Source organism: Affinundibacterium amnicola (assembly GCF_014284275.1).
In the GTDB taxonomy this organism is placed as follows: domain Bacteria; phylum Pseudomonadota; class Gammaproteobacteria; order Burkholderiales; family Burkholderiaceae_D; genus Undibacterium; species Undibacterium amnicola.
In genome coordinates this window covers 1-12,314 of record NZ_JACOFU010000013.1, presented here as the reverse complement: position 1 = coordinate 12,314, position 12,314 = coordinate 1, and the positions used below count along the sequence as shown (strand labels likewise).

Sequence of the window (12,314 nt, the reverse complement as noted above, 5' to 3'; positions counted from 1 at the left end):
AGGTGTAAATCTAAGTCCTTTTCATTTACCGGATATTTCGTGTCGTAGTTTGGAAAATTTCGGTAAAACGCAGCAAGTTTTGGGTCGTTAGCTCAGCTGGTAGAGCAGCGGACTTTTAATCCGTTGGTCGCAGGTTCGAATCCCGCACGGCCTACCAAAACAAAAAAAGACTCAGCTTAGGCTGGGTCTTTTTTTTGCCTATTTTTCTGTTCCGTGTCCTAGCCTCTCGCGTGATTGCTATCAGACGTGCTGTATGCTGATTGTTTTTCATAGCGGTGATGATGAATTCTGTGATACTTTTGACGAATTCTTAATTCAAGCAATCAGTCAATGAGCAAGTCGCCGGTTTCAACTACTTCAGCCCCTTCCCAAACTGTGTCAGCTTCTGAGCAAAAACGCCTGCAAATGGCGGATATTGCGCGCTTGGCAGGTGTATCGACTTCGACCGTGTCGCGTGCTTTAAATAAAAGTCCGTTGATCAACGAAGAAACCAGAAATCGCATCGAACAGTTGGCTAAGTCTTTGAATTATTCGATCAATGTCGGTGCGCAAAATCTGCGTTTGAAACAAAATCGTACGGTGGCGGTGGTGGTGCCTTTTGATAGCACTTCGCGTCAGCATTTGTCTGATCCTTTCTTCCTGAGTATCTTAGGCAGTATTGCCGATGCTTTGACAGCGAAAGGCTTTGATATGCTCTTGACCCGCGTTGATGCAGAAGAGTTGGACGCGGCGGCGCAGTTATTTGATACTGGGCGCGCTATTGGGGTGATTTTGATCGGTCAATGGCGGCACCATGATCAACTCAATCAAATGGCCGCAAGGCGTGTGCCCATTGTCGTGTGGGGTGCACAAATTCCTCAGCAACTGTATGTGACAGTGGGTAGTGATAATGTTGCTGGTGGATTTTTAGCGACCGAACATCTCTTGAGGAATCAGCGTCGGCGCATCGCTTTTTTTGGTGATACCCAGTTGCCTGAAGTCGCTGATCGTTTTCAAGGCTACCAGAAGGCGTTACAACAGTACCAAATTCCCTTCGATCCAGACTTGGTATTGCCTGCAGTTTTTACAGAGGAGGGGGGGCGTGCGGCGGTTGCGGAACTACTGGCACGTGATTTGCGTTTTGATGCCTTGTTTGCCTGTAGTGATTTATTGGCGATGACGGCAATTAATTCTTTCCGTGAACGAGGCTTCGTGACACCGCATGATGTCGCAGTGGTTGGTTACGACGATATTGAGTTGGCGCGTTATTTTCACCCTCCTTTAAGCACCATTCGTCAGCCCTTGGTTGCTGCTGGTGAAGCATTGGTTTCTACCGTATTGGCGATGGCCGAAGGGCAGGTGCTTCCGCCAGTGTTACTGTCGACTGAACTCGTCGCTCGTCAATCTAGCGCAATCTAAATTCCTCTGAGTTCCTCTATTTGCGCTCAAGAAGTTGCGCTAAAGAAGTTACCGCCTTTTTTTTGCAGATTAAAGAAAACTTAGGTTTATTTGCAATCGTTTGCATCAAATTTGCAACATGAATTTTCTCAAAGCATTTTGCACGAAGCTATTTTTATTGCGTTGCATCATAGTAGTGCGTATTCAAAATCTAGAGATGCCACCTTTTTTTCTTATGTTGATGATTTTTAAGGAAGAAATTCTCATTTAATCGTCAATTTTTTGATGATTTAAGCGAGCAGTCCACCTATTTCTTATTGTTGCTTTGCACAATAAATAGTTTATGCAATCGATTGCATAAACTATTTTTGCGACACATAATTCGACCATCGGTAAAGAAAAACTGTAATCGTCTTTCAATTGCACCACGATCTGAAATTACGATGCCATACCTGAGCTAAGCCTGAGTTAAACCTGAGCTGACATAGCTGGATGGTCAAGTGCCAAAAGTGCTTGCAAACGAGTTCTTACTGACACGAATATCGCTTCATGTATTGAGCATGAAGCGTTCAATTGAACACCAAGGAGACTAAGATGCGCGCTTTAACACAAGAAATGACCAGTAAATTGAATCAGATGACCATTGCCGTATCGTTGGCAGTGACCGCGATGGCGATGGCAAGCGCACAGGCGCAGACAGCTGCGCCAGTAAAAGACAAAGATGGTTTAAATTTGGAAACGGTGGTGGTTACCGGAACGCCTATCGGTAAATCCAAAATGAAGGCCAGTGTGTCGGTGAGTACATTGGAATCTGATCAGATCATGCAATCATCGCCAACCAATGCGGCAGAAATCTTACGTTCTATTCCAGGTGTACGCGCTGAATCTTCCGGGGGGGAGGGCAACGCAAACTTGACCGTACGTGGTGTGCCAGTGTCGGCTGGTGGTGCGCGTTATGTGCAGTTTCAGGAAGATGGTTTGCCAGTATTGCAGTTCGGCGATATCGCTTTCGTTACGCCTGATATGTATTTGCGCGCCGATGGTGGCTTGAGTCATTTGGAAGTTGTTCGCGGCGGTTCTGCATCGACTCTGGCGACCAATGCGCCTGGTGGCATCATCAATTTCATTACACGTAACGGTAAAGAAAAAGGCGGCAGCATTGGCCTCACCAAAGGATTGGATTTTAATCAAACGCGCTATGACTTCGACTATGGTGCTGCGATCTCTGAAAAAACCCGTTTCTTCATCGGTGGACATTATCGTATTGGTGATAGTTCTCGCCCAGCAGGTGTGACCGCAGAAGATGGCGGACAATTGCGCGCAAATATTACCCACGAGTTAGATCAAGGTTATGTGCGTTTGAGCTTTAAACATCTGGATGATAAAACGCCGATGAATATGCCGGTGCCAGTGAAAACCACGAATGGTGTGATTAGCGAATTACCAGGCATTGATCCACGTACTGCTAGTTTCTATTCGCCATACTGGGTCAAAGATATTGTCCTCGACAAAAATAATCAACGTATCGCTACCAACATCAATGATGGTTTGCAGGTCAAAAATAATGCTTTCGGCGCCGAAGCATCATTCAATATAGGCCAAGGTTGGAAGCTGGATGAAAAATTCCGTAAGTCGAGCAATAGCGGACGCTTCATTTCCATCTTCCCCGCTGATAATGGTAATCTACAAAAGAACATGAGCTACGCTACCGGGCCAAATACTGGTAAAGCATACACGGGTGCTGCGGTGACTGCTGCGGTCTTCAATACGTCGATCGACGATTTGGGAAGTACAGCCAATGATCTGCGTGTGTCAAATAGTTTTCAAATGGGTGATGGTAAGCTGGCGTTCACGGGCGGCTTGTTCACCTCTTTGCAAAATGTTTCACTCACATGGAACTTCAATCATTACTTGCTGCAAGCGAGCGGTGACAAGCCTGCTTTGTTAAATTCGGCAGCGACGATTGCTGGTACATCTGGTTTGTTAGCACAGGGTACGGATGTCTGGGGTGGTTGCTGTAACCGTGCAATTGATGCGCAATACAAAACGACTTCACCGTATGCAACACTAGGATATGAAAGCGGCGATTGGAATGTGGACGCTAGCATCCGACGTGATAGCCAAGATGCCTCTGGTACTTACAATCAAGCGGTCAACCAAAGCTATCAGCAAAAGAATTCTAAGACCATCGATTACTCAGTGAATCACACATCGTACTCAGCCGGCGTGAATTACAGCTTCGATAAAAATCTGGCGTTCTTCGCTCGCACTAGTGAGGGTATCGCATTCAATGCAGATCGCATCATGTTTGGCAATCCGCTCGATGGCTCTGTGCCGATTAGCACGAATATTGTGAAGCAGACTGAGGCTGGCTTTAAATGGAAATCCGGTGGATTCAATAGCTTTGTCACATTCTTCCAAGCGAAAACCGACGAGTCGAATTTCGAAGCAACCACACAGAAATTCACTGCCAATAGCTACGACGCGAAGGGCACTGAAATTGAAGCAAGCTATCGCATGGGTGCATTTAGTTTGAGTGGTGGCGCGACGTTTACCAATGCAGAAATTGTGAATGCCAATGACAAATCCGTAATCGGCAAAACACCGCGCCGTCAGGCACGTACGGTTTATCAATTGACGCCAACTTGGACTGCTGGTGATCTGGTGCTTGGTGCGAGTGTGATCGGTACCTCCAAATCATGGGGCGATGATAACAACACGATTACGATGCCGGGATTTAAGGTCGTGAACGCTTTTGTTAATTATCAAATCAATGAGCGTTTGAAGGCGTCTCTGAATGCGAATAATCTGTTCAACGCAATCGGCTATACCGAAGTGGAAGGCGATGGTCACGCAGCACGATCAGTCAATGGCAGATCGGTACGCGCTACTCTGACGTATAGCTTCTAATCGATCTAGTCAATCTAATCGAACTTCTTACTATTTGCTTCTTCAGTTGTTATGTTGAAGTGCAAGCAAAGTGCTCATCTCGCTTTGCTTGCGATAACCTTGCGTTTTCTTTGAGTCTTTTGCCATGAGTCTTACACCTTCCTTAAACCAGTCGAACACATCGCAGGCCGCACTGTTGCAACAACGATTGCTGCGGTTCTCACCGGCTTTGCGTCAAAAGCTGGCGCAGGTTTATGGTCAACACGAAAACTTCGACGCTTGGATCACGCAGTTGATCGGAGAAATCAGTAAATTAGCACAGCAACGTAGCGTCGATTTAATTGCGTTAGATACTGCGCGTTTGCAAAATCCAGATTGGTTTCTGCAGCAAGATATGCTTGGGTATTGCACCTATGTAGATCGTTTCGCTGGAGACTTGCAAGGAGTCAAAAAACAGATTCCTCATTTGGTGAAATTAGGCGTGCGCTATTTGCATTTGCTACCTTTTTTTCAGGCGCGGCGCGGCGAAAACGACGGTGGCTTTGCGGTTTCTAGCTTTGATGAGATTCAAGAAGGTTTGGGGAGTATCGATGACTTGCGCGAGCTCACGTTGGCATTACGTGCTCAAAGAATCTCTCTGTGTGCCGATTTTGTTTTAAATCACATCGCCGATGATCATCCGTGGGCGTTGGCCGCAAAGCGTGGTGATGCTCGCTATCAAGCCTATTTTCACACTTTTGCCGACCGCGATTTACCGGATCAGTATGAGCAAACGGTAGGGCAAATTTTTCCGCAAGCTGCGCCCGGTAATTTTACTTTCAATCTTGAATTACAAAAATGGGTATGGACCACGTTTTATCCTTATCAATGGGATTTGAATTACAGTAATCCCGAGGTGTTTGCACAGATAGCGCTGGCGATGTTGCGTATGGCGAATTTGGGAATTGAAGCTTTTCGTTTAGATTCGACCGCCTTTTTGTGGAAGCGGCTCGGCACTAATTGCATGAATCAAGCTGAGGCGCATCTTTTATTGCAAGCGCTGCGCGATATCATCGAGATCGCTGCACCGGGCGTGCTCCTGAAAGCAGAGGCGATCGTTGCAACCGCTGACTTACCCGCCTATCTGGGGAGCGAAGCTCAAGGAATCAAAGAGTGCCATATCGCTTACCACAGTAGCTTAATGGCTTCATCTTGGGTTGCATTGGTTGAGCAAAAAGTTGATTTAATCGAAGCCGTGATTGCCGCGACACCAAATTTACCAGCGCAGGCGAGCTGGCTCAATTATGTGCGCTGTCATGATGATATCGGGTGGAATGTATTACGTGCCGAGGCCGCTGGCGACAACGGCGACACACAGTTAGCAAAACAACGTTTGAAACATGCCGCGCATTTTTTCTCTGATGAGAGCAATAGCTATGCCGATGGCTTGCGGTTCCAAGCGAGTGATCCTGATGCGGTGCATGGCACTGTGGGTATGGCTGCTTCGCTTTGCGGCCTAGCACATTCGTCAGAAGGACAAGATCAGATCGCTGCCCAACTGGCGATCCGCCGTGTTCTGCTGATGTATGGCTTGAGCTTGAGTTTTGGTGGTATTCCCTTGATTTATATGGGCGATGAACTTGCGCAGACCAATGATCGTTCTTACCTAGCGGATCCTGCTCGCTGCATGGATGGTCGCTGGTTGCAGCGCCCATACTTTGATCAAGATGCACAGACGAATTTGCCTGATATGTCACGCCATTCGAGTCAAGTGTTTACACAACTTTGTGAGCTGATCAAACAGCGACAACAATTACCCGCTTTGGCGGCAAATACAGCACGTCGAATATTGAAGACAGATTGTGCGCAAGTCTTGGGTTTTGTTCGGGGTGATGTACATAGCGATGAGCATCTGATTTATTTATCGAACTTTAGTGAATTACCGCAAACCTTGTCGAGTACGGAAGTAGCTGAACAAATTCCATATGCGACGTCCAACGATATCCAATATGTGGATGTGTTGAGTGGAGAAATTATGGGATCACACATTAATTTGGCTGCGTATTCCCAGCGTTGGTTGCGCGTGATTGGGGGATAATGGCAGACTGTTGCGATTGCAGACTATTTACCTTAAACGCTAGTTTGCTAATTTCAAATTAACTTCTGCATATCCCATGAAAGTGAAACGGCAATGAACCACACAACGATAGATAAAAAGCCTAACTTGTTGATTTACGGCGAGGCTTTAATTGACGAATTCCCACAAGAAAAAGTGATCGGTGGCGCACCGTTTAATGTTGCGCGTAGCTTATCCTTGTTGGGGGCTAGGCCATTGATGTTGAGTCGGCTCGGGCAAGATGCAAATGCGGACTTGATCCGTGCCGAGGCTGCGCGTACTGAATTACTTTTAGATGGTTTGCAGCTTGATGAAAAACATCCTACTGGTCGCGTTGTCGTGCATATGGATGAGCAAGGGAATAACAGCTCGCATCGATTTGAGATTTTGTTAGATCAAGCCTATGACTATATTGATGCCTCATTAGTTGATGAGGTATTGCGCAAGGTTTTTCAAGAGACGCCGCCGGATTTGATTTATTACGGTTCTCTAATTCAAAGAACAGCGGTTTCGCAACAGACATTGATCACGATCTTAGAATCGGATTTGACGGAAGGTGCGAGTAAGTTTTTGGATTTGAATTTGCGAGATGGGCAAGCCACCGTTGAGACCATCAGTTCTTCTCTGAACTATTGCGATATGGTGAAGTTGAATGAAGATGAGCTGCAATTTGTGATTCAACATTGTTGTCCAGCAGCCTCAGACATGAAGATTGAGCACGAGCCAGTCAGTCTACGACAAGCATGTGAAGTGCTGATGGCGGAGTTTTATATGCAGGCCGTGATCGTTACTTTAGGTGAGAAAGGCTATTTCTATCTGGATGCGAATGACGAGTGCTTGCATAGCCTTGAACAAATGCCAGCTGCAGTGCAGGTGGTCGATACTGTCGGTGCTGGTGATGCCTTTACCGCGATGTTCATCTATGGTTGGCAAAGTAATTGGCCGATAGAAAAAACTTTAGCCATGGCAAATCATTTTGCTGCGGCGATTTGTACTGTGCGCGGCGCCGTTGCTGAGCATCTTGATTTTTACAAAGACATTCTGGCGCATTCTGCGCGCTAAATTTAGCGCGCGACGGAATGACAATCATTGGAGACAAAGAAATGCAAATAAAAAAGCCACATCTGTCCTTCTGGCAGATCGTGAATATGAATTTTGGATTTTTTGGTATCCAATTTAGTTTTGGCTTGCAGCAAAGCAGCATGAGTCCGATTTATAGTTATCTCGGTGCTGATGAAGCAAGCTTGCCTTACTTGTGGTTGGCTGGCCCAGTGACGGGTTTGCTGGTGCAGCCAATAGTCGGCGCGATGAGCGACCGTACTACGAGCCGTTGGGGCAGACGCACGCCGTATTTTTTGATCGGCGCGATACTTTGTAGTCTCGGCTTATTGGCGATGCCATTTAGCCCAACGCTGTGGATGGCGGCGAGTTTGTTGTGGATTTTAGATGCGGCAAACAATGTCACGATGGAACCCTACCGTGCTTATGTCAGCGATCGATTGGATAAAAGCCAGCATTCGATAGGTTTTCTCACGCAAAGCGCGTTCACCGGTTTGGGGCAAACACTGGCTTATCTCACGCCATCGATTTTAGTTTTTGCGGGCATGAATAAAAATGCCGTCAATTCCAGCAACATACCGCATATTGTGATTGCCGCATTTTTGATTGGTGCAGTGTTTTCTTTGGGCTCAGTATTGTGGACTTTGAAAACTACACCAGAGTTACCGATGACAGAAGAGGAAGTCGCCGTCATTCGCAGTCAGCCACATGGCTTTCAACACACTTTGGGTGAAATTTTTTCGGCGATCAACGACATGCCGACGACCATGAAGCAGTTGGCTTGGATGAAGTTGTTTCAATGGTATGCGATGTTTTGCTATTGGCAGTACATAATGCTGTGCCTAGCGAAGACAATATTCGCCACCAATGATCCGGCTTCTGAGGGCTTTCGTGATGCTGGATTATTGAATGGACAGCTTGGCGCTTTCTATAACTTTATCGCTTTTATTGCGGCCTTTGCTTTGGTGCCGTTCGCAAAACGCCTAGGGCCAAAAATTGTGCATAGTGTTTGCTTGGTGTTGGCTGGCATAGGCATGTTATTGATTCCCGAAATTCAGAACAAACAATGGCTGTGGCTGCCCATGTTGGGCATTGGTCTGGCGTGGGCAAGTATGATGGGGAATCCTTACATCATGTTGGCGGGCAGTATTCCGAAAGAGCGTACTGGTGTGTATATGGGAATCTTCAATATGTTTATTGTGATCCCGATGATTATTCAGATTTTCACGCTGCCCCTGTTTTATCGTAGTCTGCTTGGTGGCAATCCAGAGAATGTGATCCGTCTCGCTGGCATACTTTTATTGTTTGCTGCGGCGAGTGTTGGGTTTGTGAAATTGCAAAAATCGAACGCTAACGACCATTAATTTTCTGATGGTGAAGTATCGAGGCGATGAAGTGAATTCATCGCCTTTTTTGTTTTGTGCACACGCATCAAGTAAAATAGCGGCTTACGCAAGATCAGCGCAGTCTCCGCCGCATAAGGTTCCCGCATGAAATCCACATCCCCGAAAAAAAATATCGACAGCAACGACAAACATGAAATTCGTCCGGGGCAATCATTGGAGTTGCTGAAAGAATTACACATTTTGACGCGTGATGGCAAAATGAATCAGGATAGCCGTCGTAAGCTCAAGCAGGTTTACCATCTATATCAATTTATTGAACCATTGATGCAGCAAGTTTTGGAGCAAAAAGGTCAGGTTAGCTTAGTAGATCACGGGGCAGGTAAATCGTATTTGGGATTTATCTTGTACGACTTGTTTTTTAAGGCTTTGGGTAAAGACAATGCTTCGTGCATTTATGGCATAGAGACACGTGATGAGTTGGTTGCCAAGTCGACAGCATTGGCGCAGCGACTTGGGTTTGGCGGAATGCAGTTTTTGAATTTGTCCGTCGCCGAATCGACGAAATCGACAGCCTTGCCAGATCAAATTGATATTGTGACGGCGCTGCATGCCTGTAATACTGCGACCGACGATGCGATTGATTTTGCCTTAAAAAAGAAAGCAAAATTTATGGTCTTAGTGCCATGCTGTCAGGCAGAAGTTGCGGCTGAATTACGCAAGACCAAAGGCGACGCAGTCAAAGATAATCCTTTATCAGAAATGTGGCGTCATCCTATACATACGCGCGAATTTGGCAGCCAAATTACCAATGTTTTGCGTTGTCTGCAATTAGAATCTCATGGCTATCAAGTGCGCGTGACGGAATTGGTTGGTTGGGAGCATTCGATGAAAAACGAGCTCATCATTGCTGAATATAAGGGGGGGCGCAACAGCAAGTCTGCTCAACGATTGAGCGAGATTCTGAATTCCACCGGCTTGGATAATTTACGTCCACGCTTCTTTTTGCCCGTGATGTAAAGTCAGCTTGTTCGCCCGGAATCTGTCACATCCGCGTCACAATTAATCATTAATATCATTTATCCGATTGCTCGGATGCTCGTTGGTATCCAGCTCTGCGATATGATGATTTCATTTCGTCGTCAGTGAGTCACTGACGTCATCGTATTCACTGTATGAAGGAAAATGCGCATGTTTGCAGCGGTTGATCTTGGCTCTAATAGTTTTCGCTTACACATAGGTAGTTATGAAGGTTCAGCGATTCGCGTGATCCGTAGCGCGCGCGACCCCATCCGATTGGCTGCAGGACTTGATGCAAATGGTAATTTGACGCCGGAAGCGATGCAGCGCGCGATCACTTGCTTAGCACGCTTCAAGGAAATATTGGCAGACTATGCGATTGACTCTGTGCGCGTGGTGGCAACTAACACCATACGTATCGCAAAAAATGCAGCGGATTTTTTGCCCGCAGCAGAAGCTGCAATAGGATTGCCGATCGAAGTGATTTCCGGTGAAGAAGAGGGGCGCTTAATTTATTTGGGCGTATCGAATTCCTTGGCGATTCCTGCCGAGCGTCGCTTGGTGATCGATATTGGTGGTGGCTCGACTGAAATCATTTTAGGGCGTGGCCATGAAATTTTGAAGGTGGAATCCTTCGCAATGGGAACGGTCAAGCACAGTTCCAATTTCTTTCCACAAGGTGTTATCACCGAAGACGGCTTTGATGCTGCGGTCTTGACTGTGCGATCTTTGTTAGAAGATGCCACACCAGCTTATCAACCAGAATTTTGGCGCAATGCCTATGGTTCTTCGGGTACGGTCAGAGCGATTTCTGATGCCTTGTATAAAAATGGTTTTGGCGATGCAGAAGTCACTTTGGAAAAATTGCAAGCCTTACGTGCTTATTGCATACAACGTGGTCAAATCGATCAACTCAATTTACAAGGAATCAAACCAGAACGTGTGGCGATGGTGATTGGCGGCTTGGCCATTTTGATTGGTTTGTTTCAAGAATTGAATATCAAGGTCTTGCACCCGATTGAAGCGGGTTTGCGTATGGGCGTGATGTGGGACTTGTATTTGCGCTCGACCAAGCGCGATCGTCGTGAGCAAGCAGTGCACGATGTCTTGAGTTTGTTTCGCGCCGATCTGGGTAGGGCTAAGCTAGTGGCGGATATGTCGCGCTCTCTGTTCACTCAGCTGAAACCAGTCAATGAAGATCTGAGTAACTACGTTTACTGGAGTGCTTTGTTGCACGAAGTTGGCATGGTGGTTTCGCATACGGGTTATCACAAACACGGTAGTTACTTGGTTGAGAATGCGGATATTCCTGGCTTTACAACGCGTGAACAAAAGTTGATGAGTCGCTTGGTATTGAGTCAAAAGGGGAACTTGCGCAAAGTTGGCGACGCCTTTGCCGATCTCGATTTTGCGAAAGCGGTATTAGCGCTGCGACTGGCGGTGAGTTTTATGCATTCGCGTGTTGAGCTTGATTACATGGATTTCAGTCTCAAAATGAAAAGTAAGATCGAGTTGGAATTGAAGCCAGATTGGGTTAGCTTGCATCCAACGGTGGCGTTTTGGTTGCGCAAGGAAATTGAATGTTGGCGTGAGATCGGTGTCGATTTCGTGGTGCGGGCACGAGTCTGATATTCATCTTGAATAAATTGCCTTTTTCTAATTATTGATGTAAATTGTTTATATTATTTATTTTGTTTTAAATTGAATCGCCATTTAATTTGATTGATATTTTCAGTAATGATAGAGAAGGAGTTCAAGATGGTAACTACAGCCAAGAAAAAAGCCCCGGTGGCAGTGAAGGCGAAAGCCCCAGTTGTTCCCGCCAAGACGATCGCAAATACAGCCGCAAAAGCCGTGGCAATACGAACAGCTGAAGAACTAAAGGCACCTGTTGCAGTTGCAAAAGCAAGTAAGCCTGCGGTGAAGCCTGTACCTAAAGTTCCAGCTAAGTTGGCAACTAAGTTGGCAACTAAGGCGGAGAATAAGGCAGAAGCTAAAACGCCTGCAAAAGTCCCAGTAAAACCAGTAGCCAAAGTGAAGGCGAAGGCGCCAGTTAGCGCAGTTGCTAAGTCTGTATCGAAGAAACCGGTGGTCATTAGTAAGCCAATAGTCGCTGCTCCGGTGAAAGAAAAGGCTAAGAAGCCAAAATTGGTTCGCGATAGCTTTACGATGCCTGAAGCTGAATATGCGGTGCTGAGTGAAGTGAAAAAAGCCTGTATCGCGGCTGGTATTGAAGTGAAGAAAAGCCAGTTGCTGCGCGTTGGCTTGGTATTACTAAAGAAAACGCCGGTTAGTGCGCTTAAAACTTTGGTGGAAGAATTGCCAGCTTTGAAAGCTGGGCGTCCTAAATTGGGATAAAACCTGTTGAGTGTTTTGTATCTCTCTGAAAACCGCGACGAAAGTTTGAACTGAACCCCAAAAGTTGGACGCCAACTTTTGGGGTTTTTTAATGACTAAAAATACAGATGAGTTCAAATACAAAGTAGTGCAAGAGTACTTGGATGGGGCGATGGGGTACGCTTCATTGGGTA

At 46.3% G+C, this 12,314-nt stretch carries 8 protein-coding genes and 1 tRNA gene; all 9 read left to right on the top strand.

The window, feature by feature from the left end; translation table 11 throughout:
* The first annotated feature begins 81 nt into the window (after positions 1–81).
* The 9 genes from H8K33_RS19395 to H8K33_RS19355 all read left to right on the top strand — a co-directional run bounded on the left by H8K33_RS19395 (position 82) and on the right by H8K33_RS19355 (position 12,141).
* Positions 82–157, top strand: a tRNA-Lys gene (locus H8K33_RS19395).
* A 173-nt stretch (positions 158–330) separates the two neighbouring features.
* The gene (locus H8K33_RS19390; RefSeq protein ID WP_246443751.1) at positions 331–1,398 is read left to right on the top strand and encodes a LacI family DNA-binding transcriptional regulator; all 1,068 of its coding nucleotides are present in this window, start codon (positions 331–333) and stop codon (positions 1,396–1,398) included.
* A 573-nt stretch (positions 1,399–1,971) separates the two neighbouring features.
* Positions 1,972–4,287 (top strand): TonB-dependent receptor domain-containing protein, encoded by a 2,316-nt coding sequence (locus H8K33_RS19385; RefSeq protein ID WP_186892723.1) that lies wholly within the window; start codon positions 1,972–1,974, stop codon positions 4,285–4,287.
* Positions 4,288–4,411: 124 nt separating this feature from the next.
* A complete protein-coding gene (locus H8K33_RS19380; RefSeq protein WP_186892722.1) occupies positions 4,412–6,343 on the top strand; it encodes an alpha-amylase family glycosyl hydrolase in 1,932 nt (643 codons plus the stop codon).
* Between the two features lie 93 nt (positions 6,344–6,436).
* Positions 6,437–7,423, top strand: a complete 987-nt coding sequence (locus H8K33_RS19375) for a PfkB family carbohydrate kinase (protein WP_186892721.1) — start codon at positions 6,437–6,439, stop codon at positions 7,421–7,423.
* Between the two features lie 41 nt (positions 7,424–7,464).
* Positions 7,465–8,784: an MFS transporter gene (locus tag H8K33_RS19370; RefSeq protein WP_186892720.1), complete on the top strand. Its 1,320-nt coding sequence runs from the start codon at positions 7,465–7,467 to the stop codon at positions 8,782–8,784.
* Between the two features lie 126 nt (positions 8,785–8,910).
* Complete coding sequence (locus H8K33_RS19365; protein WP_186892719.1) at positions 8,911–9,783, top strand: class I SAM-dependent methyltransferase; 873 nt, start codon at positions 8,911–8,913, stop codon at positions 9,781–9,783.
* A gap of 171 nt (positions 9,784–9,954) precedes the next feature.
* Positions 9,955–11,412, top strand: coding sequence for a Ppx/GppA phosphatase family protein (locus H8K33_RS19360; RefSeq protein ID WP_186892718.1), 1,458 nt, complete (start codon positions 9,955–9,957; stop codon positions 11,410–11,412).
* Between the two features lie 129 nt (positions 11,413–11,541).
* Positions 11,542–12,141, top strand: coding sequence for a hypothetical protein (locus H8K33_RS19355; RefSeq protein WP_222613505.1), 600 nt, complete (start codon positions 11,542–11,544; stop codon positions 12,139–12,141).
* Positions 12,142–12,314: the final 173 nt, after the last annotated feature.

What these genes read in the sequence shown, in the direction of transcription:
- H8K33_RS19390 (WP_246443751.1), top strand. Translation starts at nt 331, where the DNA reads ATGAGCAAGTCGCCGGTTTCAACTACTTCAGCCCCTTCCCAAACTGTG.
- H8K33_RS19385 (WP_186892723.1), top strand. Translation starts at nt 1,972, where the DNA reads ATGCGCGCTTTAACACAAGAAATGACCAGTAAATTGAATCAGATGACC.
- H8K33_RS19380 (WP_186892722.1), top strand. Translation starts at nt 4,412, where the DNA reads ATGAGTCTTACACCTTCCTTAAACCAGTCGAACACATCGCAGGCCGCA.
- H8K33_RS19375 (WP_186892721.1), top strand. Translation starts at nt 6,437, where the DNA reads ATGAACCACACAACGATAGATAAAAAGCCTAACTTGTTGATTTACGGC.
- H8K33_RS19370 (WP_186892720.1), top strand. Translation starts at nt 7,465, where the DNA reads ATGCAAATAAAAAAGCCACATCTGTCCTTCTGGCAGATCGTGAATATG.
- H8K33_RS19365 (WP_186892719.1), top strand. Translation starts at nt 8,911, where the DNA reads ATGAAATCCACATCCCCGAAAAAAAATATCGACAGCAACGACAAACAT.
- H8K33_RS19360 (WP_186892718.1), top strand. Translation starts at nt 9,955, where the DNA reads ATGTTTGCAGCGGTTGATCTTGGCTCTAATAGTTTTCGCTTACACATA.
- H8K33_RS19355 (WP_222613505.1), top strand. Translation starts at nt 11,542, where the DNA reads ATGGTAACTACAGCCAAGAAAAAAGCCCCGGTGGCAGTGAAGGCGAAA.